At 33.0% G+C, this 25,284-nt stretch carries 23 protein-coding genes and 1 pseudogene; 23 read left to right on the top strand and 1 reads right to left on the bottom strand.

Annotated features, from left to right (window positions below; all coding sequences use genetic code 11):
- Nucleotides 1–7: 7 nt before the first annotated feature.
- Entirely contained in the window at nt 8–1,243 is a 1,236-nt protein-coding gene (locus Q9968_RS05490; RefSeq protein ID WP_305514252.1) for a nucleotide sugar dehydrogenase, read from the bottom strand.
- Between the two features lie 72 nt (nt 1,244–1,315).
- On the opposite strand from Q9968_RS05490, the gene rfbD reads away from it, so the two are divergent.
- The 23 genes and pseudogenes from rfbD to argS all read left to right on the top strand — a co-directional run bounded on the left by rfbD (nt 1,316) and on the right by argS (nt 25,128).
- On the top strand, nt 1,316–2,155 hold the full coding sequence (gene rfbD, locus Q9968_RS05485; protein ID WP_305514250.1) for a dTDP-4-dehydrorhamnose reductase: 840 nt from the start codon (nt 1,316–1,318) through the stop codon (nt 2,153–2,155).
- Nucleotides 2,152–2,604: a ribonuclease domain-containing protein gene (locus Q9968_RS05480; protein WP_305514248.1), complete on the top strand. Its 453-nt coding sequence runs from the start codon at nt 2,152–2,154 to the stop codon at nt 2,602–2,604. The genes rfbD and Q9968_RS05480 overlap by 4 nt, the downstream gene beginning before the upstream one ends.
- A gap of 1 nt (nt 2,605) precedes the next feature.
- Entirely contained in the window at nt 2,606–2,833 is a 228-nt protein-coding gene (locus tag Q9968_RS05475; RefSeq protein ID WP_305514246.1) for a barstar family protein, read from the top strand.
- A gap of 9 nt (nt 2,834–2,842) precedes the next feature.
- Nucleotides 2,843–3,709: a glucose-1-phosphate thymidylyltransferase RfbA gene (rfbA, locus tag Q9968_RS05470; RefSeq protein ID WP_305514242.1), complete on the top strand. Its 867-nt coding sequence runs from the start codon at nt 2,843–2,845 to the stop codon at nt 3,707–3,709.
- 4 nt (nt 3,710–3,713) lie between these two features.
- Nucleotides 3,714–4,271, top strand: a complete 558-nt coding sequence (gene rfbC / locus Q9968_RS05465; RefSeq protein ID WP_305514237.1) for a dTDP-4-dehydrorhamnose 3,5-epimerase — start codon at nt 3,714–3,716, stop codon at nt 4,269–4,271.
- 8 nt (nt 4,272–4,279) lie between these two features.
- A complete protein-coding gene (gene rfbB, locus Q9968_RS05460) occupies nt 4,280–5,287 on the top strand; it encodes a dTDP-glucose 4,6-dehydratase (RefSeq protein WP_305514235.1) in 1,008 nt (335 codons plus the stop codon).
- A gap of 214 nt (nt 5,288–5,501) precedes the next feature.
- Nucleotides 5,502–5,768, top strand: a complete 267-nt coding sequence (locus Q9968_RS05455; protein ID WP_305514233.1) for a hypothetical protein — start codon at nt 5,502–5,504, stop codon at nt 5,766–5,768.
- A gap of 1 nt (nt 5,769) precedes the next feature.
- Nucleotides 5,770–6,048: a hypothetical protein gene (locus tag Q9968_RS05450; RefSeq protein ID WP_305514231.1), complete on the top strand. Its 279-nt coding sequence runs from the start codon at nt 5,770–5,772 to the stop codon at nt 6,046–6,048.
- Nucleotides 6,049–6,054: 6 nt separating this feature from the next.
- Nucleotides 6,055–7,143 (top strand): CDP-glycerol glycerophosphotransferase family protein, encoded by a 1,089-nt coding sequence (locus Q9968_RS05445; protein WP_305514229.1) that lies wholly within the window; start codon nt 6,055–6,057, stop codon nt 7,141–7,143.
- Nucleotide 7,144: 1 nt separating this feature from the next.
- A complete protein-coding gene (locus tag Q9968_RS05440) occupies nt 7,145–8,101 on the top strand; it encodes a glycosyltransferase (RefSeq protein WP_305514227.1) in 957 nt (318 codons plus the stop codon).
- A gap of 5 nt (nt 8,102–8,106) precedes the next feature.
- Nucleotides 8,107–9,066 carry a glycosyltransferase family 2 protein gene (locus tag Q9968_RS05435; RefSeq protein WP_342765947.1) on the top strand — a complete coding sequence of 320 codons (960 nt, stop codon included), beginning with the start codon at nt 8,107–8,109 and terminating at the stop codon, nt 9,064–9,066.
- A 12-nt stretch (nt 9,067–9,078) separates the two neighbouring features.
- Nucleotides 9,079–9,936, top strand: coding sequence for a glycosyltransferase family 2 protein (locus Q9968_RS05430; protein ID WP_305514224.1), 858 nt, complete (start codon nt 9,079–9,081; stop codon nt 9,934–9,936).
- A 52-nt stretch (nt 9,937–9,988) separates the two neighbouring features.
- Complete coding sequence (locus Q9968_RS05425) at nt 9,989–11,392, top strand: undecaprenyl-phosphate glucose phosphotransferase (protein WP_305514222.1); 1,404 nt, start codon at nt 9,989–9,991, stop codon at nt 11,390–11,392.
- Between the two features lie 156 nt (nt 11,393–11,548).
- Nucleotides 11,549–14,146 (top strand): OB-fold nucleic acid binding domain-containing protein, encoded by a 2,598-nt coding sequence (locus Q9968_RS05420; RefSeq protein WP_305514220.1) that lies wholly within the window; start codon nt 11,549–11,551, stop codon nt 14,144–14,146.
- Nucleotides 14,147–14,166: 20 nt separating this feature from the next.
- Complete coding sequence (radA, locus tag Q9968_RS05415) at nt 14,167–15,102, top strand: DNA repair and recombination protein RadA (RefSeq protein ID WP_294998331.1); 936 nt, start codon at nt 14,167–14,169, stop codon at nt 15,100–15,102.
- Nucleotides 15,103–15,165: 63 nt separating this feature from the next.
- Nucleotides 15,166–16,071, top strand: a complete 906-nt coding sequence (locus tag Q9968_RS05410) for an AEC family transporter (RefSeq protein WP_305514214.1) — start codon at nt 15,166–15,168, stop codon at nt 16,069–16,071.
- A 297-nt stretch (nt 16,072–16,368) separates the two neighbouring features.
- Nucleotides 16,369–18,360 carry a CoB--CoM heterodisulfide reductase iron-sulfur subunit A family protein gene (locus Q9968_RS05405; protein WP_305514212.1) on the top strand — a complete coding sequence of 664 codons (1,992 nt, stop codon included), beginning with the start codon at nt 16,369–16,371 and terminating at the stop codon, nt 18,358–18,360.
- 122 nt (nt 18,361–18,482) lie between these two features.
- Nucleotides 18,483–19,799 carry an aspartate--tRNA(Asn) ligase gene (aspS, locus tag Q9968_RS05400; protein WP_305514210.1) on the top strand — a complete coding sequence of 439 codons (1,317 nt, stop codon included), beginning with the start codon at nt 18,483–18,485 and terminating at the stop codon, nt 19,797–19,799.
- Between the two features lie 6 nt (nt 19,800–19,805).
- Nucleotides 19,806–20,993: pseudogene (locus Q9968_RS05395) on the top strand (aminoacetone oxidase family FAD-binding enzyme).
- Between the two features lie 71 nt (nt 20,994–21,064).
- A complete protein-coding gene (locus Q9968_RS05390; RefSeq protein ID WP_305514209.1) occupies nt 21,065–21,694 on the top strand; it encodes a cobalt-precorrin-8 methylmutase in 630 nt (209 codons plus the stop codon).
- 9 nt (nt 21,695–21,703) lie between these two features.
- Nucleotides 21,704–22,978, top strand: a complete 1,275-nt coding sequence (gene hemL, locus Q9968_RS05385; RefSeq protein ID WP_305514207.1) for a glutamate-1-semialdehyde 2,1-aminomutase — start codon at nt 21,704–21,706, stop codon at nt 22,976–22,978.
- Between the two features lie 4 nt (nt 22,979–22,982).
- Nucleotides 22,983–23,408, top strand: a complete 426-nt coding sequence (locus Q9968_RS05380) for a signal peptidase I (protein WP_305514205.1) — start codon at nt 22,983–22,985, stop codon at nt 23,406–23,408.
- Between the two features lie 19 nt (nt 23,409–23,427).
- Entirely contained in the window at nt 23,428–25,128 is a 1,701-nt protein-coding gene (gene argS, locus Q9968_RS05375; RefSeq protein ID WP_305514204.1) for an arginine--tRNA ligase, read from the top strand.
- Nucleotides 25,129–25,284 lie beyond the last annotated feature (156 nt).

Below are 25,284 nucleotides of genomic sequence, written 5' to 3'. Positions count from 1 at the left end.
TGCACTATTAAATTTCATATAAGTTTCCATAATTAAATAATTTAATTTCATCCGGAACTTCTTTAATTATATTTTTAGTATCTAATATTATTGTTTCAGACATGTTTTTTGAAATTAAACCATAATCGAGGTTTTTAAACTCATCATGATCACATAAAATCAAAATCAAATCAGCATCTTTTGTAGCCGCCTTTAGATTTTGAAAATTAGGATTTCCAATATGTGGGTCATGAATGGCTATTTCATAATCTTTACTTAAATCAGCAATTATTTCATAAGCCGGGCTTTCCCTGTCATCTCCAGTATTTCCCTTATAAGAAACACCCAGAACAGCTATTTTGCCTTCTGAAATAATTTTCCTAACATTGTCACATACGAATGTGGGCATGGATTTATTGGTATCGCGTGCCAATTTGATAATTTTAGCGGTCTTTGGGGCTTTTGCATAAATAAAGTAAGGATCAATTGCAAGGCAATGCCCTCCAACACCTGGACCTGGTGAGTGCAGGTTTACCCTTGGATGTTTGTTGGCCATTTCAATAACGTCAAGTGTATTAACACCAATTTCAGCACAAATTTTAGTTAATTCATTTGCAAGTGCAATGTTCACATCACGAAAAGTGTTTTCCATACATTTTGATAATTCAGCAGTTTTTGCTTCTGTAAGCATTAACTCTCCTTCAACAAACTTGCCATAAACTTCACTAGCTTTAATGGCGCATTCAGGAGTTACGCCACCAATAATCCTATCATTGTGGATCAGTTCATCAATTATTTTGCCGGGAAGCACTCTTTCAGGACAATGTGCCAAATACAGGTCTTTGCCTATTGTAAATCCGGCCTTTTCAAATATTGGTTTAATGGTTTCATCTGTTGACATCGGAGCAATTGTAGATTCGATAATAACAGTATTTCCCTGTTCAAGATAAGGTAAAATAGATTCGCATGCATTAATAACATAACTTAAATCGCAGCTGTAATTTTCAGCAATGTATGGTGTTGGAACAGTTATGATAAATGCATCCGCTTTTTGAGGAGTTAAACTGGCAGCATATATTTTTCTCTCAACTGCTTTTTTGATAATGTCGGCTATTCCCGGTTCTTCTATATGAATTATTCCTTTATTCAAGTTTTCAATAATTTTTTCATTAACATCAACCCCAAGGACTTCACAATGGTTACGGCTGAATAATGCCGCTGTTGGAAGTCCGATATAGCCTTGGCCAACAATACATATTTTCATGATTTCAACTCCCCTTCTATAAATATAAAGTATAATATATATTTTAATATATTAAAAGTTTTAAGTGATACAATGAAAATTTTAATTACGGGTTCTAATGGAATGTTGGGGCATGATTTGGCTGAAGTTTTAGGTGATAGTCATGAATTAATTCTTACAACATCAAAAACATTAGACATCACTGATGAAAAACAAGTCATGGATGCTATTTGTGAAAATAATCCGGATATTGTTATTAATTCAGCTGCTTATACAAATGTTGATGGTTGTGAGGAAAACCGAGAGCTTGCATATAGTGTAAATAGCGATGGAGTTAAAAATTTAGCTCTTGCTTGCCGAAAAATTGACTGTGCTTTAGTTCATATTAGTACTGATTATATTTTCAATGGTAAGAATACTCGTCCATGGGTTGAATGCGATGAAATATGTCCATTAAGTGTTTATGGAAAAAGCAAACTCAAAGGGGAGGAAGCTATTCAAAAAATATTGGATAAATATTTTATTTTAAGAACCGCATGGCTCTATGGAATCAACGGCAGGAATTTTCCAAAGACAATCCTTGAGTTAGCTAAAAAGCATTCTGAAATCTGGGTTGTTTATGATGAGGTTGGAACTCCAACTTATGCTCTGGATTTGGCTAGAGCAATATCTCAATTAATCGAAACTGGTTATTATGGTATTTACCATTTAACTAATTCTGGAAGCTGTTCATGGTGTGAATTTGCAAGGTATATCTTTGAAATAGCTGAAATTGATGTTGACGTTATTCCGGTTACTGCATCTGAGTATGCAAGACCAGCCCCAAGGCCAAGTTATTCTGTTTTAGAAAATAGAAATTGGGTAGAAAAGGGATTTGAACCTTTAAGAGATTATAAAGAAGCTATAAAAGAATATATTGAGTTGATTAAATGAATAAGAAACTAGTTTTAATCATTGCATTGGTAATTGCTTTATTTTCCATTTCAGCTGTAAGTGCAGGATTTTTTGACTTTTTAAACTTTGGAAGTGATGATTCAGGTGATGTTAGCGTAGTTGAAGGTGGGGAATATTGTACAGTTGATGAGGTTTCATCATACATTAAAGAGTTTCACAAGCTCCCTGGCAATTACATTACAAAAAGCGAAGCTAGGGAGTTGGGTTGGCATGGTGGACCGCTTAAAAAATACGCGCCTGGAAAAAGCATAGGTGGAGACACGTTTACCAACAGACAACATGTATTGCCAGACAGCGACTCTAAATACATTGAATGTGATATTGATGCCAATGGAACCATTCGCGGTGCTAAAAGAATAGTTTATAATACTGGAGATTATAAAGTCTATTATACTGAGAACCATTATAATACATTTGAAGAGGTCTAAAATGCAATTGGATGGCAAACTAATTAATCGACAGGGACATGTTTACTTGATGGAAGCGCTAAATTTTCCAGATTATTATGGTAAAAATTTAGATGCTTTATATGATTGTTTATGTGAGATAGATGGTGAAATTGAATTAATTAATGCTAGTGAAGTTGATAAAGATATTTTAGACACTTTTGAAGATGCAGCTAGTGAAAATGATTATTTAAAATTTAAAATAATATAGGTGATTATTATGAAAGGAATTGTACTTGCAGGGGGCTCCGGAACTCGATTATATCCTATTACTAAAGCGGTTTCTAAGCAATTATTGCCACTATATGATAAACCAATGATTTATTATCCAATTTCAGTTTTAATGCTTTCAGGAATTAAAGATATTCTAATTATTTCAACTCCTAGAGACTTGCCAATGTATAAGGACTTGTTGGGCGATGGATCTTCTCTTGGAATTAACTTCGAGTATGCGGTTCAAGAAAACCCTAATGGGCTTGCCGAAGCATTCGTTATTGGTGAGGACTTCATTGGTGATGACAATGTTGCGCTTATTTTAGGAGATAATATATTTCATGGCCATAGATTCACTGAAATACTTGAAAGGGCGACCAGTATTGGAGAAGGAGCAATAATATTTGGTTATTATACTAATAATCCAGAAGCTTTTGGTGTCGTTGAATTTGATGATGAGTGGAATGTGCTGTCAATTGAAGAAAAACCAGAAAAACCGAAATCGAATTACATAGTGCCCGGACTATATTTTTATGATAATGAGGTTATTGATATAGCTAAAAATGTTAAACCTTCTGATAGGGGTGAAGTTGAAATTACATCTGTTAATGAAGAGTATTTAAAACGTGGCAAGCTTAAAGTGGAATTATTGGGTCGGGGCATGGCTTGGCTGGATACGGGAACTCATGAAGGATTGCTTGAAGCGGCAAATTTCATTGAAACTGTTCAAAAAAGGCAAAGTCTGTATATTGCATGTCTTGAAGAAATTGCATACCTCAAGGGTTATATTGATGAAAAGCAGCTATTAAAAACAGCTAATGAGCTTAAAAAGACAGATTATGGGCAATACTTATTTGATTTGGCTGACAGATGATATTATGGGGAAATTTAAATTTAGGAAAACTGATATAGATGGTATGTTTGTTGTTGAGCCTAAGGTTTTTGAAGACAATAGGGGATACTTCATGGAAACGTATCATGAAAATGATTTTAAAAAGGCAGGTCATGATTTAACTTTTGTTCAGGATAACCAATCAAAATCATCAAAAGGAGTGCTTAGAGGACTGCATTTGCAATTGAAATATCCTCAGGGCAAATTAGTTCGTGTTATTAGGGGCAAGGTCTTTGATGTTGGTGTTGACCTTAGGGGGGACTCTTCAACTTATGGCAAATGGCATGGCGAGATTCTATCTGATGAAAATAAAAAACAGCTCTACATTCCACCGAAATTTGCACATGGATTTTTGGTGTTGTCTGATGAGGTGGAATTTTTATATAAATGTACAGAATTCTATCATGGCGAAGATGAATGTGGAATCATGTGGAATGATGAAGATATAGCTATTGACTGGCCATTGGATGAAATTGATGAGATTATTTTATCCGAGAAAGATAAAAAATTAAAATCATTTAAACAAGTAAATATTAAATATTAGTGATTATCATGACAAATATTTTAGTTACCGGCGGAGCAGGATTTATCGGAAGTAATTTTGTAAGATATATGGTTAACAAATACTCTGATTATCATATTATAAATTTAGATGCTTTAACTTATTGTGGAAATCTTGAAAACTTAAAAGATATTGAAAATAAGAACAATTACTCATTTGTTAAGGGGGATATCGGAGATAAATCTATTGTTGATGAGTTGGTTAAAAAATCTGATTATGTTATTAATTTTGCAGCTGAAAGTCATGTTGACAGAAGTATAAATAATCCGGAAATCTTTATTAAATCTAACGTATTAGGCACACAAGTACTTTTAAATGCAGCAAAAGAACACGGTGTCGATAAATATATTCAAATATCCACTGATGAAGTTTATGGAACGCTTGGAAAAACAGGATACTTTGTAGAATCTACTCCTTTACAACCGAACAGCCCATATTCAGCTTCTAAAGCCGGTGGGGATTTAATTACAAGAGCTTACTTTGAAACTTTTGACTTGCCTGTTAATATTACTCGCTGTTCTAATAATTACGGGCCTTATCAGTTTCCTGAAAAATTAATTCCGTTGATGATTTCAAATACTCTTGAAGATGAGAAATTGCCTATTTATGGGGATGGAAAAAACATTAGGGATTGGTTACATGTCCATGACCACTGTACAGCTATTGATTTAGTTTTACATGATGGTAAACTTGGTGAAGTTTACAATGTTGGTGGTAACAATGAAAAAGAAAATATTTATATTGTCAAATTAATTCTTGAAACTTTAGGTAAAGATGAATCTTTAATTGAATTTGTTAGTGATCGTTTAGGCCATGATAGACGATACGCTATTGATTCAAGTAAAATTCAGCAAGAATTGGGATGGGTTCCGGAATACTCTTTTGAATTAGGTATTAAAGAAACTATTCAGTGGTATTTGGATAATCAGGATTGGACGGCTCAAGTTAAAAGTGGTCAATATATGGAATATTATGAAAAGATGTATGGGGATGGATAGTGTTACATTTGAAACACCTCTCTTTTATAATATTCAATTTTATTCTTTTTTTGGGCTGTTTTGTTTAATATTTGCTATACTGTTTTTTGTTCATTTTAAAATAATTCAATTTAAAATCTATTTTTATTCTTAAATTTAAGATACTTTTATATATTATAATTGTTTAATAATTAATTTGAAATTAAAATTTATTTTTTGGGAAATAGTGATTTGGATGTTGGAACAATATTTACCTTTTGTAGCATTAATAATATTTGGAAACATTGAAAACTTAGTTTTATCATCTCAAGGTGTTGTAGCTGGTGTTAATCCGGTTAAATTAGGAATTGCGAGTATTTTTTGGGTTGTTTTGTGGTTGGTTATAGGAACTTTTGGAACACAGTTTTTAATTGAATATGTTGATTTCATTGAGTTCATTGGAGGATTGGCTATTTTTATTTTAGGAGCCCAAGCAATGATTGCTTCCATTAGAGGTGAATAGTATGGATTCAGAATTAATGAATTTTCTTCCTTTATTAATTTTTGGCAATATTGAAAACTTAATTTTAGCAGCTCAAGGTGTTTCAGCACATGTTGATCCAGTTGGATTGTCCTTGTTAAGTATTGCAGCTGTTATTTGCTGGCTTTTAATCGGAACTTTTGGTACAAAAATAGCCATGAAATATGCTAGATTTATTAATTTTATTGGTGGTTTAGCAATTTTCATTTTAGGTATTCAGGCGATGCTTGGAGTTCTTCCTGAACTGTTAGCAGCTTTTTAGGTAATCATGTCATATTTAAAACATAGACTCTATGGTTTACTCTTTAGATTATTTAGATATACTTATGTTGAGCCAAACAGAATTTCATTTATTATGGATTCCCGCGAATCTTTTAAAGGTAACTTAGAATATATTAAAAGAGAGTTTGAAAGAAAAGGCGATTATGATTTTCACTTTTTTTATAAGGATAAGTTATCCTATTCTAGTTTACAAAAGTTAGCAGGTTCTAGATATATATTTTTAAATGACAATTTCTTTGCATTGGCTTTTATGGAATTTAAACCTAAAAACATCATTGTCCAATTGTGGCATGCTCCGGGAGCATCTAAAAAATTCGGAGGATCTGTTGATATTAAAAGCAGAGGCATTTTAAGGAAAATTTCTGAAAAAACTGATTATTTAATTGTTACTTCTCGAAATATTGTGGAATATTACGGTGAAGCATTTCAGATATCCAAGACCAAAATCAAGCCTTTGGGCCTTCCAAGAATGGACTATTACTTTGAAAATCATGATGCAGACCAATTAAAATCGGATTTTTGCAGTAAATATGATGTGTCTTCAGATAAGAAAATCATTCTCTATGCTCCGACTTTTAGGGAAGAGGCCAAATACAACAATGTCTTCACTTACCTTGATTTGGAGAAATTCAATCAGGAATTGGGGGATGATTATATTTTAGCTTTAAAACTTCATCCTAAAATCAGAAACTTCTATGGGAAGGACATATCAGCTAATGGGCAGTATATTGATGTCAGCGATTATGAAAGTGAGCAGGAGCTGATGTTAATCAGTGACATTCTGATAACTGATTATTCTTCTATAATGATTGAGTATTCGGTTTTAGATAAGCCTACTGTCTTTTTCACTTATGATCTAGATGATTATTTAGCCAATGAGCGCGGTTTTTACTATGATTTTGAAACTACTGTTCCGGGACCGATTGTTCATACTTCCGATGAACTAATTGATGTAATCAAAGATGGTGATTTTGATAAAAGCAGAATATCAGAATTTGTTAAGATGCAATTTGATGAAATTGATGGCCATTCATCTGAGCGAATTGTTAATTACTTGTTAAATAGAGGAAGGTAAAATGGATAATTATAAGGTTAGTGTAATTGTTCCAGTTTATAATGCTTCAAAATATATAGGCAATACTTTAAATTCAATTGTTTCTCAAGATTTTGATGATTTCGAGATGATTGTCATAGATGATGGCTCAACTGACAATAGCCTGAAAATCATTAATGAAACTCTAAAAGACTGCAGGATACCGCATAAGGTCATCCATCAAGAAAATGCCGGAGTCAGCGTTGCAAGAAATCGGGGTATTGACGGTGCAGATGGGGATTATCTGGTTTTTGTTGATGCAGACGATTATATTTCACAAAATCACCTTTCAAGTTTATACAATGGCAAGACAGACTTTAGTTTAACATTATATGCTAAAAAAGAGCTAGACGAATTAAAAAGTATAGATACTTACTCAAAAGACTTAATCACAGCTCATGAATTTATTGAAATGGAATTAAATATGCAAATAACCTTTAATTTTTTCCAACTGATGTATAAATCAGATATAATTAAAGATAATGGCATTAAATTTACACCTGGAATTGTTTACGGTGAAGACACGGAATTTGCCCATAAGGCTCTCAATTACGGAGGGGAAATCGCCATCAACAATAATGTTACTTATTATTATGTCCAACACCCTAACTCAGCCATTAACACAACTGACTATAGACGATTTGACATTGTAAAAGTTTTCGAGAATTTGGCTGAATTTTATAAAAATAACAATAAACAAGAATTTTCAGATTTAATCATAACCTCAAGGATTCCAAAAGCAATATTTGGAAATATGAACTTCTTCTTTCACAAGGGTTATGATTTTGATGAAGTGATGGGAAAAATGAAGGAATTAAATTTGTTTGAAAAACTATCTGAATATGAAGGGGATAGCAAATTTAAATTAAAAATAAGGTTATTCTTATTAAATCCAAAATTATATTATAAAATGTGGATGAAATTAAAAAATTCAATCTGATTAGTATGAAGGTTTCTGTAGTCACTCCGAATTATAATGGGGAAAAATTCCTAAAAACTTTTTTCGCATCGCTAAATGATGATTTTGAATATATTGGCGAAGTAATTATAGTGGATAATGGATCCAGCGATAATAGCCTGGATTTCATTAAAAATAATTCATTTAATTTTCCAGTCAGGATAATAGAGAACAGTGAAAATTTAGGTTTTTCGCCGGCGGTCAATCAAGGAATTCGTGAAGCTAAATATGAATATATATTTTCCCTGAACAACGACACTGAAGTTAAGGAAGGTTCAATTAAGGCTTTGGTTGATTTAATTTCTAGTGACGATAAAATATTTTCCGCCCAAGCAAAAATGCTTCAATACAGCAACAAAGATTTAATCGATGATGTTGGAGACGAGTATAATTTACTTGCATGGACTAAAAAGAGAGGAGAAAATCACAAATCCACAGAATTTAGTGAAGTTTGTGAGATATTTTCAGCCTGTGCGGGAGCTGCAATGTATAAGAAATCATTATTGGGTAAAGTTGGAATGTTTGATGATAATTTCTTTGCTTATATGGAAGATGTGGACCTTGCAGTTAGATCAAGGATTAATGGGTACAAAAATGTTTTATGTCCAAATGCGATAGTATATCACATTGGAAGTGCAACAAGCGGAAGCCGTTATAATGAATTCAAGGTAAAGCTAGCCGCTAGAAATAATATTTGGGTAGTTTATAAAAATCTGCCAATACCATTGAAAATTGCCAACTTCATATTTTTGTTTTTGGGATTTTTAATAAAATATGTATTCTTTATAAAGAAAGGCTTTGGTTCAGCTTACCTGGCAGGCATTCGCGAAGGTCTATCCACTAGAGGCAAAATCAAAAAAGTCAAATTCAAATCATCCAATGCGAAAAATTATTTTAAAATAGAATACAGACTAATAATCAACACTTTCAAATTTATTAAAAAATAGCCAGTGAGTTTCATGGACCTTTCTGTTGTAGTTGTAAATTATCAAACCTTTGAGCTAACAAAAAACACTATAAATTCTATTATGGATTATGACTATCCATTTGATTTAGAGATATTTGTAGTTGACAATGCATCTAGTGACGATAGCTTGGCTCGCCTGCAGGATTATTTTTCAGATAAGGTAAAATTCATTGCATCAGCTGAAAACAATGGTTTTGCAGCAGGAAACAATCAAGCTTTAAGACAAGCAAATGGCAAATATCAACTTCTTCTAAACTCAGACACGATTGTATGGGAAAATACGCTGGAAAATATCTATAATTACATGGAAAAGCACACTGATGTAGGTGCATGTGGCTGCAGGGTTCTTTTGGAAAATGGCGACCTTGACCTTGCATGCAAAAGGTCTTTTCCAAATGTCAAAAATTCATTTTTCAGGCTGTTTCATATTCCAACAAAAACAAGCGGTGATGACTATAATTTAACCAACCTTCCGGACGATGGAGTTTATGAAATCGATTGCCTTACAGGAGCATTTATCTTCATGAGAAAATCAGCTCTTGATGAGGTGGGTTTGCTTGATGAAACATTTTTCATGTATGGTGAGGACATTGACTTGTGTTATCGCATTAAGCAAGCTGGCTGGAAGATAATTTATCATGGCCAATCTAAAATCACCCATCTTAAGGGAGCAAGCAGCAAAAAACAGAAATCCAAATTAATTTATGAGTTTTACCGTGCAATGTATATTTATTATAAAAAACACCATGCTAATGAATCATTTTTCATGATTAATTGGATTGTTTATTTGGGAATTGCCTTTTTATGCTGTTTAAAACTTTTTCTAAATTTGTTTAAAAAGAAAGGTTAATTAATGGTTCTTACATATATATTATTGGAAACTAGTTTTTTTGGTAGTTATTATGATAAAGGAGAATCAAAGAATATTAAACGTAATATTGGTTTTTATTGATGTTTTAGTGATATCCATATCGCTTGTGTGTTCACTTTGGTTAAGGTTTAAAACTACTTTATTCGGCCCGATTGGAGGTCATTTGGGCTTTTATAGCTACGCTTTATTTTTATTGTTGGCTATTATTCCGGTTTATCTGATTTTATACTTTGCATTTGGGTTATATAAACCTCGCAGAACTTATAAAAATATTTTCTCAGAAGCCACTAAACTTATTAAAGTTAATATCTTAGCATTCATCACTTTGGTTTCCATACTGTTTATTATACACCAACCTGATTTTTCAAGAATAATGCTATTTTTACTGGCGATTATAGCAACATTCTTTGGAATCATTGAAAGATTCATCATTAGGAGTATTTTAAAGAATTTAAGAGTTCATCATCGTAATTTAAAACATATCCTGATTGTGGGAGATAATGATTTAGCATTTTCATTTGCAAGAAAAATCAGGAACAATTCATATTTGGGATTTGTTATTAGCGGATTCTTGGGAAGGGCAGATCATGTTGGTGCGGAGATTGAAGGAAGTCAGATTATTGGAACATTTGAAGACTTAGACTATATACTTGAAACTAATAGTTATGATAGGGTTGTTTTAGCTATTCCTTTAAAATATTATTATAAGATTAATGAACTAGTGGAGAGCTGTGAAAAAGTAGGAATTAAGGCAGAGATTATTCCAGATTACATAAGATATTTCCCTGCTCAACCATCTATTGACATGATTGAGGATATTCCGATTATCAACATTCGCTATGTTCCCCTTGACGATGATTTTAATAAATTTTTAAAATTCATGTCAGACTACGTTATCTCCATAATAGCAATTATTATTACATCACCTATAATGATTATTACAGCTGTTGCGATTAAACTTACCTCTCCTGGACCTGTCATATTTAAACAAGAGAGAATGGGGCATAATGGTAAAACTTTCATGATGTATAAATTCCGCAGCATGAAAGTGCAAGATCCAAGTGAGGAAAAATCTGAATGGACAACAAGAGACGATCCAAGAAAAACAAAAGTTGGAGACATCATTAGAAAAACCAGCATTGACGAATTGCCTCAGTTTTTCAATGTTTTAAAAGGTGAAATGAGTGTTGTGGGTCCAAGGCCTGAAAGGCCGTATTTTGTAGAGCAGTTCAAAGAAACAATTCCAAAATACATGGTCAAACACCAAGTAAAACCTGGTCTGACAGGTTGGGCTCAGATTCATGGTTGCCGTGGAGATACTTCCATCAAAAAGCGCATAGAATATGACATTGAGTATGTGGAAAATTGGCACATGGGTTTAGACCTGGCTATAATGATTAAAACAGCATTAAAGAAAAATCCTAATGCATATTAGCATTGTTGTGTAATTTGCACATGTGTGCACTTTACCAATATTTATATTGAATTTTTTAAAAAAATTGTATTGGGAATACTTTTCAAATGCTCTCTCTAATACTTTATATACGCTATAATTATAAAATTATAATTAACTTTTCTGTGAGGGTTTGGTATGCAAGAAAAAATTTTACAAGAATACGAAAAAGTTAAAGATAAACTTTCTAAAGAAGAGTTCTTAGAAGAAATGGAAAATTTAAAAGCTGACAATAATGGCATTGATTTCATTGATGATTTTGGAGCTGCACAGATGGTAGTGCAAAATCACAACGGAGTTGATACATCAATATTTGAAAATAAAGTAGAAGAATCTTCCAATGTAATGACAGAAGATCTTCAAGAAAGATATGATAAGGTCAGCGATAAACTTTCCCAAGATGAATTCTTTTCTAGAATGGAACATTTTAGACAGCAAGAAAGTCATAACCCCTTTATGACAGATGTTAGTTTGGCCGACATGGTTGTTGGCGAACTAGTAGATGAAAAAAATGAAATGATTTCTGAAAAACCAGAATTTAATGTTAATACTATTGATAAACTTGAGAAGGGAAGCAGGGATGTCACTGTTGCAGGTAGAATAATCTCAATTTCAAACAAAAAATCATTTAAAACCCGAAAAGGTCAAAGTGGTAAAGTTTGCAATGTTGAGTTAAAGGACAGCACCGGTGAGTTAAAAGCAGTTTTTTGGACTCAAAATATTAAATTACTTGATCATGTTAAAGAAGGAGACATTATTCAAATTAAAAATGTAGATATCAAAGAGGGATATTCAGGCCTTGAGGCAAATTTAAGACCAAGATCAACGGTTGTTAAATTAGAAGAGGATTCTTCTAAATTCCCAGTATATGAAGAAGAAATTACAAACATTGCAGATATACAAGCAGATACGAAAGTCAATATCATTGCAAGAATCGTTAGAATTCCAACCATAAGAAGCTATGAGAAAAACGGAAAAGAAGGAAAAGTTGCATCTCTTGAATTACAAGACAGTTCAGGACAAATCTCTTATACATTATGGAATAAAAATGTTGACTTAATTGATGATTTAAAACTTGAAGATGGAGATACCATTAAAATTCTCCAAGCTCAGGCTCGTGAAAGGGCAAACAGAGATGGGGAATCTGAAATAAATTTAACTCACTGGGATGGCAGAATTATAACAGGCGACTTTGATGTGCCGGAAATTAATATAGAATACAGTCCTATTGGGGATTTAAGAGAAAAAAAAGATGTTTCAATTAAAGGTATCGTTTCAAGACTTCAGGATGTTAAAATTTTCACAAGAAAAACTGATAATACTGAAGGAAAATTAAGGAACTTCGATGTCCGGGACACCACCGGCGAAATAAGGGTAACAGTTTGGGGTGATGATACAGCTTTACCAATAAGCAAAGGAGACATTGTTAAAATCATTGGTGGGGATGTCCGTTATGATGAATACACTCAAAGCCAATACTCAATGAATACTAATTTCAATACTCAAATCACAATCAATCCTGAAAATTTATCTGCTGAAGAATTTGATGAATTGGACAATTTAAGAAATGAATTACGCCCAACCAAAATTGGTGAAATAGAACTAATGGATGATGACGGTATTGAAATTGATATTGTTGGAAGATTCCTGTCTCTTGAAGATCCTAGAGAATTTGAAAGAGATAGTGGAGATAAAGGAATTGTCCGTTCAGCAATGTTTGCTGATGAATCCGGCAAAGTAAGATTATCTTTATGGGATGTAAAAGCTCAAGGAGATTATGAGGTAGGTGAAGCTTACAGGATTGAAAATGCAAGAACTAGGCTTGGAATGTATAATGTAGATTTAAACATCGGCGGAAGTTCCAGAATCATCAGATTATCTGAAGAAGAAGCATCTTCCATGTTCATCCCTAAATTAGAATCATTGGAAAAAACACTTTATGACTACATCAGTATTGATGAAGTCGAAGAAGACGAAATGGATAAGATAATCATTGGTAGAGTAATAGAAATATTTGATGTACGCACCTTTGAAAGAGACGATGGTGAAGGACAGGTTAAAAATATAGAAATTGCTGATGATACCGGATCGGTTGTTGTTGTTCTATGGAATGATGATGCAAACAAAGAATTTGAATTAGGTCAAGCAATTAAATTGCAAAATCCTCGTTTCAGATATAATGATAGAAATAATCGTGTAGAAGCTAATGTATCTGGAGCCACTACTATTTTAGAGCCAAGTGAATCTGAATTAGAAAAATTACCTTCTTATGAAGAATTGATGGAAATTATTTTTGTTCCTAAATCTATCGAATCATTATTAGAAGATGATACTAATGTCCATATCACTGCTCAAATCAAAGAAGTCAGCAGTGAAAAAACAATACTTGTAAAATGTCCAAATTGCCGTGCAAGTGTTGAAGATTCTGGCGATGAATTTTCATGTGATAACTGTGGACATGTGTTTGATGAACCGAGTTATACTCTTATGATCCCTACAAGAATTGAAGACGACACTGGTGAAATCCAAGCTACTTTCTTTGATAATTTAGCTGAAGAACTTATTGGAATGGATAAAGAGAAAGTAGTTTCCCTTATGGAAGATGGATTGGGAATCGAAGATAAACTTGAAGATTTAGTGGGATATACAATTGAAATAATTGCTAATGTTAGCTTTGACGAATATGCTGAAACAAATAGGTTAAATCCTAAAAAACTCTTGAAAAAATATTATTAAATAAATGAGGAGTGATTATTATGGTCGAATTAAGTGATTTACCAGGTGTTGGTGAAAAAACAGCAGAAAAATTAAAAGATGCAGGTTTTGCTGATATGATGAGATTAGCTACCGCTACTCCAAAAGAATTATCAGTAAAAGCAGAAATTGGTGAAGGCGTTGCAGAAAAAGTTATTGAAGCAGCACGCAGAGCTGAAAATATTACTTTTGAAACCGCATTAGAAGTAGATGAAAGAAGAAAAGATGTAGGACACATCACTGTTGGAAGCCAGGAATTCAATGATTTAATTGGTGGGGGAATTGAAACCCAATCCATCACCGAAGTATTCGGAGAATTTGGATCTGGTAAAAGTCAAATTTCACATGAATTGGCAGTAACTGTTCAGTTGCCCGAAGAACTTGGAGGACTTGATGGGGAATGTGTATTTGTCGATACCGAAAACACTTTCCGTCCAGAAAGAGTTAGACAAATTGCTGAAGGATTTGAATTGGATACTGAAGAAGTATTAAGCAGAATTCATGTTGCCCGTGCATTTAACTCCGCACACCAAATATTAATGGTTGATAAAATTAATGAACTTATTCAAAGTGGAGCTAATGTTAAATTAGTTATTGTGGATTCATTAATGGCTCATTTTAGAGCAGAATATGTTGGAAGGGAATCTTTAGCTGTAAGACAACAGAAATTAAATCAACATTTACATTCTCTTCAACAAATCGCAAATACTTACAATGTTGCAATATTTTTAACTAATCAAGTTCAAGCTAAACCTGATTCCTTTTTTGGAAGTCCTACCAAAGCTATTGGAGGACACGTTTTAGGCCATGCATCTACTTATAGAATATGGCTTAAAAAAGGATTGGCAGGAAAAAGAATTGCGCGTTTAGTGGATTCTCCTCATTTGCCTGAAGGGGAATGTGTATTTAAAATTACTAGCGAAGGTATCGTTAGTTAATTTTAATTTTATTTTTTAACTTTTTTCTTAATCTTTTTATATTATTTTTACTAATATTTATTTATGAATACAATTGAAGTAACAATTTTATCAATCATTATAATGATTGGTCTTGGATATTTCCTTAAACGAATCGATTTTTTAAGTGAAAAAGACATTGATCCATTTAATAAAGTGGTAATGTATATTTTATTGCCTTGCATGATATTTCATGCATTGTATACTGCCGATATATCTGCACTTTCAAAATTAGGTGTTTTGCCATTTGTTATTTTAGCATCTTCATTTGCCACAGGAATAGTTTCATATTTCATTTTAAAACGATTGAAATTAGATGATATCAAATTATGGAGTGTTTTAGTAACTGTAATGATAGCTAATACTGCATTTATGGGTTATCCTGTTACTTTAGGAATTTATGGTCAGGAAGGTTTTTTAAGAGCAATATTTTGTGATATCGCTACTTTAATTATATTTTTAATGCTGTCTTTTGTTTTAATCTTAAAATTTGGAGGAACTGTTAAGGCTGCTGTTAAAAAAATAACATTTTTTCCACCTCTTTGGGCTGTAATTTTAGGTTTAGGATTTAATTTATTAAATATCTCTCTGGGGCCGGTTATTGACAATACTACTAATTATTTAGGTCAGGGGGCAATTCCTTTAATCATGATTGCTTTAGGATTATCAATTGATTTTTCAGCAATTTCTAGATCTAAATCAATGATTGCTTTTACATCAGTTATTAAATTGGCATTTTTCCCATTAGTTGCATTTGTTATTGCCTCTCAAATCTCTTTAGTTGACTTACAGTATAATGTTTCTATTGTTGAAGCGGCCATGCCATCTGGAATGATGTCTTTGTTGCTTGCAATAACATATAAATTAGATTATGAATTAACTTCAGACTGCATATTGATCAACACTGTAATCTCTTTGATTACACTTCCGATAATAATCATGTTAATTTAGCAAAAAATGGAAAATTTATCTTAACTTAAATTTTTTATTTTATTAAAAAAGTAAGAATATTCTTTATTTTACTTAATAATTTAAATTTAGCTTTAATTTTGGATTTAAAGATTTAAATAATCCTATTTTTTTTCATTATATATAAATGTTACTCCAAGATTTTTATAGAAAGCTTTATAAATGTGTATTAACTACATTAGTATATCTAATAATATGTAAAAATTTTTACAACTGCTTTTAAAAATTGCAATTTATGTATATTAGATATTTTTCACGACTTGTACAAGGTGAATTAATATGGCAGAAGAAAAAAGAGATAATAATGAAGAATTAAGGATAGGTGTTTACGTCTGTCACTGTGGTGTGAACATTGGGGGAGTAGTCGACTGTCCTGATGTTGCTGAATACGCTAGAACTTTACCTGACGTAGTATATGCAACTGACTACAAATATATGTGTTCCGACCCAGGTCAAGCAATGATTCAAGAGGACATCAAAGAGAAAAACTTAAACAGAATTGTTGTTGCAGCATGTTCTCCTCGTCTTCACGAACCTACTTTCCGTAGATGTGTAGAAGAAGCAGGATTAAACAAATTCTTATTTGAATTTGCTAACTTAAGAGAACAAGACTCTTGGGTACACATGAGTCAGCCTGAAGAGGCAACTGCTAAAGCTAAAGATTTAACTCGTATGGCTGTTGCTAAAGCTAGATTACTCGAACCATTAGAAGCTACTAAAGTTGCAGTAGATAATAAAGCATTAGTTATCGGTGGTGGAGTGTGCGGTATTCAAACTGCATTAGATTTAGGTGACATGGGATTCAAAACCTATATGGTAGAAAGAAACCCAACCATTGGTGGAAGAATGGGACAATTAGATAAAACATTCCCTACTCTTGACTGTTCAATGTGTATTTTAGCACCTAAAATGGTAGACTGTGCAAAACATGAAAACATCGAATTAATTTCTTACGCAGAAGTTAAAGAGGTTGATGGATACATCGGAAACTTCAAAGTAACTGTTGAGAAAAAACCTAGATATGTAAATGAAGATTTATGTACCGGATGTGGAGCTTGTGTAGAAGCTTGCCCTATCGAAATACCTAACTACTACGACGAAGGTGTAGGTATGGTAAAAGCTGCTTACATTCCATTCCCTCAAGCTGTACCATTATGTGCAACTATTGATAAAGATTACTGTATCGACTGTAATTTATGTGTGCAAGCTTGCGGACCTGAAGCAATCGATCACAACCAAAAAGCATCTACTATTGAATTAGAAGTGGGTACTATTATTGCTGCTATCGGTTACGATCCATTTGATCCTTCTGGAATTTATCAATATGGATACGGACGTTTTTCCAACGTTATTACTGCAATGGAAATTGAAAGAATGATTAATGCATCTGGTCCTACTGGAGGACATGTTATCAAACCTTCCGATGGTATTGAACCTAAACGTGTAGCATTCATCCACTGTGTTGGTTCCAGAGACGAACAAATTGGTAAACCATACTGTTCAAGAGTGTGCTGTATGTACTCCATGAAAAACGCTCAATTATGTATTGACCACGAACCTGATACTGAAGTAACTTGTTACTACATGGATATCCGTGCATTCGGTAAAGGTTACGAAGAGTTCTACAAAACATCTCAAGAAAAATATGGTATTGAATTTGTCAGAGGTAAACCTGCACAAATAATCGAAAATGACGATTTAACTTTAACTATAAGAGCAGAAGATACTTTACTTGGTAAGGTAACTGAATACACTTACGATTTAGTTGTATTAAGTGTAGGTCTCGAACACTCCGAAGGATCTGACGATCTCAGACAAACTTTGGGTGTTTCCAAATCAGCAGACGGATTCTATATGGAAGCTCACCCTAAACTTAGACCTGTTGACACTTTAACAGACGGTGTTTACATTGCTGGTGTAGCTCAAGGTCCTAAAGATATTCCTGACTCCGTAGCTCAAGGTTCTGCTGCAGCATCCAGAGCAGCAATCCCAATGGCTCAAGGAGAAGTGGAAATCGAACCTATTATTGCATCTAACGATGAAACTATTTGTGGTGCTTGTCAAGTATGTGTTGAATTATGCCCATACGGTGCTATTGCTATCGCAACCGGTGTAGGTGGTAAAGAATTTGCACAAATTAACTCCGCATTATGTAAAGGATGTGGTACTTGTGTAGGTGCTTGTCCATCTGGTGCAATGAACCAACAACACTTCAAAACCGAGCAAATTATGGCACAAATCAGTGCTGCTCTTGAAGACTTAGGTAAATAGATTTAGAGATTAAATTTCTCTATTTCTTTTTTTATTTTTTTGAGGATGTGACGCAAAATTTTTAATTGAATTTTGTGTTTTTAGATTTTTTATATTTTTTCTTATTTTTAGTGTTTATTTCGTTGTATATTCTTTTTAGGTTGTGTCCGATTAATTATGCTAGTCAATGCAGTTCAGAAATAGCTGGTAGTGACATTATTATTATGGGTTGGGTACATGAAATCCGTGATTTCGGTGGAATAATGTTCGTTATCATCCGTGATATAACTGGCAGAGTTCAAGTTACCGCTCCAAGTAAAAAAGTAGACTCAGAAATTTTAGAACAATTAAGAGAACTTAGAAAAGAATCTGTTGTAGCTATTAAAGGTTTAGTACAAGAAGCAGGAAAGGCTCCGAATGATGTTGAAATTATTCCTAAAGAAGTTAAAGTCTTGAACTTGGCTAATCAACCTTTACCTATGGATCCAACCGAAAAAGTTAAGGCTGGAATTGATACAAGATTGGATTCAAGATTTTTAGATATTAGAAAAGAAAATGTTTCAGCTATTTTCAAAATTAAAGGTCAAATGTTCCATACTGTCCGTGATTTCTTCTATGATAATGGATTTTATGAAATTAACACACCTAAACTTGTAGTGTCCGCTACTGAAGGAGGAACAGAATTATTCCCAATCACTTACTTTGAAAGAGAAGCGTTCCTAGGTCAATCACCGCAATTATACAAACAAATGATGATGGCTTCTGGAATGGATAAAGTATTTGAAATTGGTCAAATTTTCAGGGCAGAAGAGCACGATACTTTAAGACACTTAAATGAAGCAGTTTCAATTGATGCTGAAGCTTCATTTGCCGATGACGAAGATGTAATGAAAATATTAAATGACATGATTGTTCAGGTCTTAAAAGATGTCAATGAAAATTGTGCTAACGAGTTAGAAATTTTAGGTCATGAATTGGAAGTGCCTACCACTCCTTTCCCTAATGTAACTTATGATGAAGCTGTTGATATTGTAAATTCCAAAGGGGTATCAATGGAATGGGGAGAAGACTTATCTCGTGAAGCTGAAAAAGTTTTAGGAGATACTATGGGGGGATTTTATTTCTTAACTAGATGGCCTTCTGAAATCAAACCGTTTTATGTAATGCCTGTTGAAGGTGAAGAGCAATACGCTCATGCGTTCGATTTGATGTACAATAACTTAGAATTATCTTCTGGCGCTACTCGTGTACATCAATTTGATCTTTTAGTTAAACAAATCGAAGAAAGAGGACTAAATCCTGCCGGATTTGGAAGTTACTTAAAAGCATTTGAATACGGTATGCCTCCTCATGCTGGTTGGGGAGTAGGTGCTGATAGATTAACCATGGTACTTACTGGTGCCGAAAACATCCGTGAATGTGTGCTCTTCCCAAGGGACAGACACAGATTAACTCCATAGATAAATATGGAAAAATTTGATATAGCTATTATTGGCGGAGGTCCTGCTGGAATCATGGCTGCAATTGCCGCCAGTAGGACTTCACGTGTAATATTACTTGAAAAAAATCCCTCACTTGGCTGTAAACTATTGTTAACAGGTGGGGGGAGATGTAATATTACTAACGGAAAACCGATTAAACAGCTATTGACTTTTTTTAACAATAAAAATTTTTTAAAACACTCATTTTATACATTTACTAATGAGGATTTGCTTTCTCTATTTGATTTGGACTTTATCAGTGAAGAAGATGACAGAATTTTTCCAAAGTCTGGAAAATCCAGTGATATCTTAAAAGGTTTAAATGATTTGTTAGAAGATGTAAGTATATGTTATAACTTTGAAGTTAAAAGCATCAGTGATGATTTTGTTATAAATGATAAGTTAAAAGCAGATAAGATTATCATCGCTACAGGTGGCGTAACTTATCCAAAGACAGGTTCAGGTATTTATAATTACAGTTTAACCTCACAACCCATAACCGATATTAGATATGGTCTATCTCCATTAGTAACCAAAAAAGATTTATCTGATATTGCGGGTGTAACAATTAGGGATGTTGTTATAAGTTATAAGAAATCTAAGGTTCGCGGTGATGTTTTATTTTCACATGTTGGCCTAACTGGTCCCGGAATAATTAACATAAGTAATGAAATCTCAGAAAGTATAAGTTATAACTTATTAGAATCACAGCCTGATATTGATTTAGAAATAGCTATTGACTTATGCCCGGAATTATCCCGTGATGATTTAAAATTTAAATTCACAAATGATTTTCAAAAAAGGGCAAAACACGCTTAAAAAATTACCTGAAGCTGTTCTTAACAAATAGTTTTACTGATTTCTTTTAGATGAAATAAATTTGGATGGTAATTTGGAATTATCCAGAGTAAATAAAAAAGTAAAAATCGTCTTGTTGAAAATTTAAAAAGATTTACATTTGAAATAACAGATTTTAACAGTAATTTAGCTAAAGTTACTATCGGCGGCATTGATCTTACCCATGTTAATCCAAGAACAATGGAATCAACTTTGACACCAGGGCTTTACTTTGCAGGTGAAGTTTTAAATCTACATGGTCCGACTGGTGGCTATAATTTAAAAATTGCATTTTCAACAGGTTATCTGGCAGGAATCTCCGCCAGTGAAAAATAATTTTAACATTTTTTAAAATTTATTTTTCAATAACAAAATGTTTAACATATATTTAATTCAAAAAGTATACTATGACAGACAAAATGTTCATGGGTGCATCAACTAAACAAGGTTTGGATATTGCAAATAAAAGTAGAGAAATTATCCGAAGCCTTATTGGAGATGATGTTAAAGATTTAAAACCTATAGAAAAAGACATCGTTGAAAGGATTGTTCACTCAACTGCCGATCCTGAATATGCAAAATTAGTCAGAATCAGTTCTGACTTTGTAGATGCAGCTATGACTTCCCTTAAAAATAATGAAACTATTTTAACTGATATTAACATGGTTAGATATGGAATTACCAGATATGAAGGGGAAGTTGAGTGTTACATTAAAAACGAAGAAGTAATTAAAATTGCAAAAGAAAATCAAATCACAAGGGCGGCAGCTGCAATGAGATATGCTGCAGCAAATGATTTTGAAGGCATAGTCATTTCAGGTAATGCTCCAACTGCTGTTTTTGAAGCGATGGATTTATATGCAAAAGGTGAAATGAATCTTAAAGCTATTGTTGGAGTTCCCGTTGGTTTTGTAGGGGCTGCTGATTCAAAAGAAGCACTACATAATTCTAATATTCCCAATATTATTGTTGAAGGGCCAAAAGGTGGAACACCGATTGCGGTAGCATGTGTGAACTCATTAATTCAACATTTGTAGTGTGATAAAATGTATTCTGAAGAATTATTCAATGAATCAAAAAAATATTTTCCTGGTGGGGTAAATTCACCTGTAAGGGCTTTTAAACCTTGTCCCTTTTTTGTTAAAAGTGCTGGTGGTTCAAAACTCACAGATGAAGATGGTAAAACTTACATAGATCATTGTTTAGCTTATGGGCCATTAATATTAGGTCATTCTAATCCAAAAGTTGTAAGGGAAGTTTCTAACCAATTAACTATCGGAACTGCTTATGGTGCTCCAACTGAAAATGAAATAACTCTTGCAAAAGAAGTAATAGATAGAATTCCTTCTGCTGAAATGGTAAGATTCTGTAATAGTGGTACAGAAGCTACTATGAGTGCAATTAGACTTGCAAGAGGTTTTACTGGTAGAGATAAAATTGTTAAATTTGAAGGCGCATATCATGGAGCACATGACTATGTTCTTGTAAAAGGGGGTTCTGGTGCAGCAACTTTACCTGACAGTCCAGGTATTCCAGAAGACACTACTAAAAATACATTATCGGTTCCATTTAATGATGAAGAAGCTTTAACAGATCTTATTGAAAAAGAAGGAGAGAATATTGCTTGTATTATCATGGAAGTAGTTATGGGTAATGTTGGTTGTATTGAACCTAAACCGGGATTTTTAGAATTTATTCGTAAAATTACAGAAGAAAACGGCATTATATTAATTTTTGATGAGGTAATCACTGGTTTTAGAGCTTCACGTGGTGGTGCACAAGAATATTATGGTGTTACTCCTGATTTGACAACTCTTGGTAAAATTGTTGGCGGTGGTCTTCCAATGGGAGCTTTCTGTGGCAAAGCCGAAATCATGGAATTAATCGCACCGCAAGGTCCGGTTTATCAGGCAGGTACCTTTTCAGGCAATCCTATTTCTGTTCAAGCAGGAATTTCTACTTTAACACAATTGGATGATGCATTCTATAAAGAATTAGAACGTAAAGGAAACTTCCTTAGAGGAAATATTGAATCAATAATGGATCATGAAGAGTATAACATTCATCCTGTTGGTATTGCTTCAATGTTTCAAATTTATTTCAATCCGGCACCAGTTTACAATTATGCTGATGTTCAAAAATCTGACAGAAGACAATTCTTAAGATACTTTAAAACCTTGTTAAAACAAGGAGTGTTTATTCCCCCATCTCAATTTGAATGTAATTTTATTTCAAATGCTCATACTATGGAGGATTTACAAAAAACTTCTGATGCTATTGAATTAGCACTGGAAGCCGCATTTAAGAAAAGAAGAAGGTAATACTATGGATATTGATTTTAAAGAGGTTGTGGGTTATGCAATTGTTCTCATCATTGTTTTAATTGCAGCTCAACACTTGAATGTTGTTGTTTCAGGAAGTATGGAACCTGCATTTTACAGAGGAGACATTGTAATGGTTGAAAAAGCAGATTTCTTAGGTATTCATGAATTTGATCCTAGTAATGTAAAAATTGGAGATGTAGTTGTTTATGATGCTGCATGGTATGACCAACCAGTAATTCATAGAGTTATTAATATTACGGATATTAATGGAACCACGATGTATGTGATTAAAGGGGATAATAATGACCATGTGGATCCTTATTATGTTACTGCTGACCAAATTCAAGAAAAAGTTGTAACATTTGGGGATAATTTAGTTGTGATTCCAAAAATTGGATATCTTTCCATATGGTTAAGAGGTTTATAATTATTATTAAGGTGAATTAATGTATTTTGAAATTGAAAAACAAGCTATTGATGCTATTAACAAAGCATTAGATCAATATGATGTAGAAATTGATAGGGATTTTAGATTGGATTTTCCACCAAATCCCGATTTAGGTGACCTTGCAAGTACTATTGCATTTGCACTTACTAAAAAATTAAGGACTTCTCCTCCGGAAGTTGCAAAAGAACTAGTTGAAAAAATTGAAATTCCTGAAATTTTTTCTAAAGTACAGAACTTCGGTCCTTATGTAAATTTCTTCATTGATTATAATAAATTCTCTAAATTATTATTGGAAAAGGTCGATGAAAACTATGGTCAACTTCCTGCATATGGTGAAAAAATTGTATTGGAGCATACTTCAGCCAATCCAAACGGCCCGCTACATATTGGACACATCAGAAACTCTATTTTTGGAGATTCACTTTCAAGACTTTTAAAATTAGCTGGAAGGGAGGTTACTACTCAATATTATGTAAATGATATGGGCAGACAAATTGCAATCATTGTTTGCGGTATAACTGAACTTGGCCTAAAAATTGAAGATTATGAAGGAGATAAAATAGATCATAAGGTTGGCAAGTTATACTTCGATGCTAATAAAGCAGTTGAAGAAGATGAAAATCTTTCAGCAAAGGTAGATGAGTTAATTCAAAAATATGAAGAAGGTAGTGACAGTGAATTAAATGAAATCTTCGAGCATGTAGTTTCAAGTTGTATTTCTGGAATGAAGGAAACACTTAAAAGAATTAATATAACTCATGATGATTTTGTATGGGAAGGGCAATTTGTAAGAAGTGGAGAAGTAGATGAACTTGTAAAATATATTAAAAAAGAAGGATTCACTCGTGAAAATGATGTTTTATACATCGATTTAACCGACTTTAACATAGAAAAAGAATTTGTTTTGCTCCGTTCTAATGGAACATCTCTTTATTCTACTCGTGATTTGGCATATCATAAATATAAATCTACTTTAGGCGATACTGTACTTGATATTTTAGGTTCAGATCATAAATTAGCCGCTAAACAAATTAAAGTTATTTTTGAAGAGATATTTAGGCAAACTCCTCCTGAAGTAATCTTTTATGAATTCATTACTCTTCCTGAAGGGTCAATGTCAACTCGTAGAGGTAAATTTGTATCAGTTGATGAATTAATTGATGAGGCGGTTTCAAGAGCTCATGGCGAAATCAAATCAAGAAATCCTGATTTGACTGAAGAAGAGATAACTCTAATGGCTGAAGAAATAGGTGTTGGTGCGGTTAGGTTCTTTATTGCAAAATTATCGCCTGAAAAACACTTAACCTTTAAATGGGATGAAGCTTTAAGTTTTGAGAGAGGTTGTGCTTCTATTCAATATGCGCATGCTAGAGCATGCAAATTACTTAATAAATCTGGTAGGGATATTGCTTCTTTAAGTGTTAGTGATAATTGGGTTCCTAATGATGTTGAAAAGGATTTAGTAAGACAAATAGCTAAATTCCCACAGGTTGTTGAAGATTGTGCTAATAAACAAAGAGTTCACAACATTACTCAATACAGTCAGGATTTAGCAAGTTCATTTAACAAATTCTATAAATCAGAACAAGTTATCGGGTCTGACGTTGAAGATGCAAGACTTATTTTAGTTGATAGAGCTAAAACAACTATTAAAAACGCTTTAGATATTTTAGGTGTTTCAGCACCAGAAAAAATGTAGATGAGTTGTTGGCTCATCTTCAATCTCTTTTTTTATGGGTGTTTTGATTTTCATTTAGTTTTCATTTTACTAAAAACTATTTGGCATAGTTCGATTAATTAAAATTCCCTTGTTCTAATTGAAAACATTGTATATTTAGAAATTTTAAGAAGACGC

Source organism: Methanobrevibacter sp. V14 (assembly GCF_963082475.1).
Lineage (GTDB): Archaea > Methanobacteriota > Methanobacteria > Methanobacteriales > Methanobacteriaceae > Methanocatella.
This window is presented reverse-complemented; position numbering and strand designations above follow the sequence as displayed.

Coding starts and splice junctions, on each gene's coding strand:
- Q9968_RS05490 (WP_305514252.1), bottom strand. CDS start 1,243: ATGAAAATATGTATTGTTGGCCAAGGCTATATCGGACTTCCAACAGCG.
- rfbD (WP_305514250.1), top strand. CDS start 1,316: ATGAAAATTTTAATTACGGGTTCTAATGGAATGTTGGGGCATGATTTG.
- Q9968_RS05480 (WP_305514248.1), top strand. CDS start 2,152: ATGAATAAGAAACTAGTTTTAATCATTGCATTGGTAATTGCTTTATTT.
- Q9968_RS05475 (WP_305514246.1), top strand. CDS start 2,606: ATGCAATTGGATGGCAAACTAATTAATCGACAGGGACATGTTTACTTG.
- rfbA (WP_305514242.1), top strand. CDS start 2,843: ATGAAAGGAATTGTACTTGCAGGGGGCTCCGGAACTCGATTATATCCT.
- rfbC (WP_305514237.1), top strand. CDS start 3,714: ATGGGGAAATTTAAATTTAGGAAAACTGATATAGATGGTATGTTTGTT.
- rfbB (WP_305514235.1), top strand. CDS start 4,280: ATGACAAATATTTTAGTTACCGGCGGAGCAGGATTTATCGGAAGTAAT.
- Q9968_RS05455 (WP_305514233.1), top strand. CDS start 5,502: ATGTTGGAACAATATTTACCTTTTGTAGCATTAATAATATTTGGAAAC.
- Q9968_RS05450 (WP_305514231.1), top strand. CDS start 5,770: ATGGATTCAGAATTAATGAATTTTCTTCCTTTATTAATTTTTGGCAAT.
- Q9968_RS05445 (WP_305514229.1), top strand. CDS start 6,055: ATGTCATATTTAAAACATAGACTCTATGGTTTACTCTTTAGATTATTT.
- Q9968_RS05440 (WP_305514227.1), top strand. CDS start 7,145: ATGGATAATTATAAGGTTAGTGTAATTGTTCCAGTTTATAATGCTTCA.
- Q9968_RS05435 (WP_342765947.1), top strand. CDS start 8,107: ATGAAGGTTTCTGTAGTCACTCCGAATTATAATGGGGAAAAATTCCTA.
- Q9968_RS05430 (WP_305514224.1), top strand. CDS start 9,079: ATGGACCTTTCTGTTGTAGTTGTAAATTATCAAACCTTTGAGCTAACA.
- Q9968_RS05425 (WP_305514222.1), top strand. CDS start 9,989: ATGATAAAGGAGAATCAAAGAATATTAAACGTAATATTGGTTTTTATT.
- Q9968_RS05420 (WP_305514220.1), top strand. CDS start 11,549: ATGCAAGAAAAAATTTTACAAGAATACGAAAAAGTTAAAGATAAACTT.
- radA (WP_294998331.1), top strand. CDS start 14,167: ATGGTCGAATTAAGTGATTTACCAGGTGTTGGTGAAAAAACAGCAGAA.
- Q9968_RS05410 (WP_305514214.1), top strand. CDS start 15,166: ATGAATACAATTGAAGTAACAATTTTATCAATCATTATAATGATTGGT.
- Q9968_RS05405 (WP_305514212.1), top strand. CDS start 16,369: ATGGCAGAAGAAAAAAGAGATAATAATGAAGAATTAAGGATAGGTGTT.
- Q9968_RS05390 (WP_305514209.1), top strand. CDS start 21,065: ATGACAGACAAAATGTTCATGGGTGCATCAACTAAACAAGGTTTGGAT.
- hemL (WP_305514207.1), top strand. CDS start 21,704: ATGTATTCTGAAGAATTATTCAATGAATCAAAAAAATATTTTCCTGGT.
- Q9968_RS05380 (WP_305514205.1), top strand. CDS start 22,983: ATGGATATTGATTTTAAAGAGGTTGTGGGTTATGCAATTGTTCTCATC.
- argS (WP_305514204.1), top strand. CDS start 23,428: ATGTATTTTGAAATTGAAAAACAAGCTATTGATGCTATTAACAAAGCA.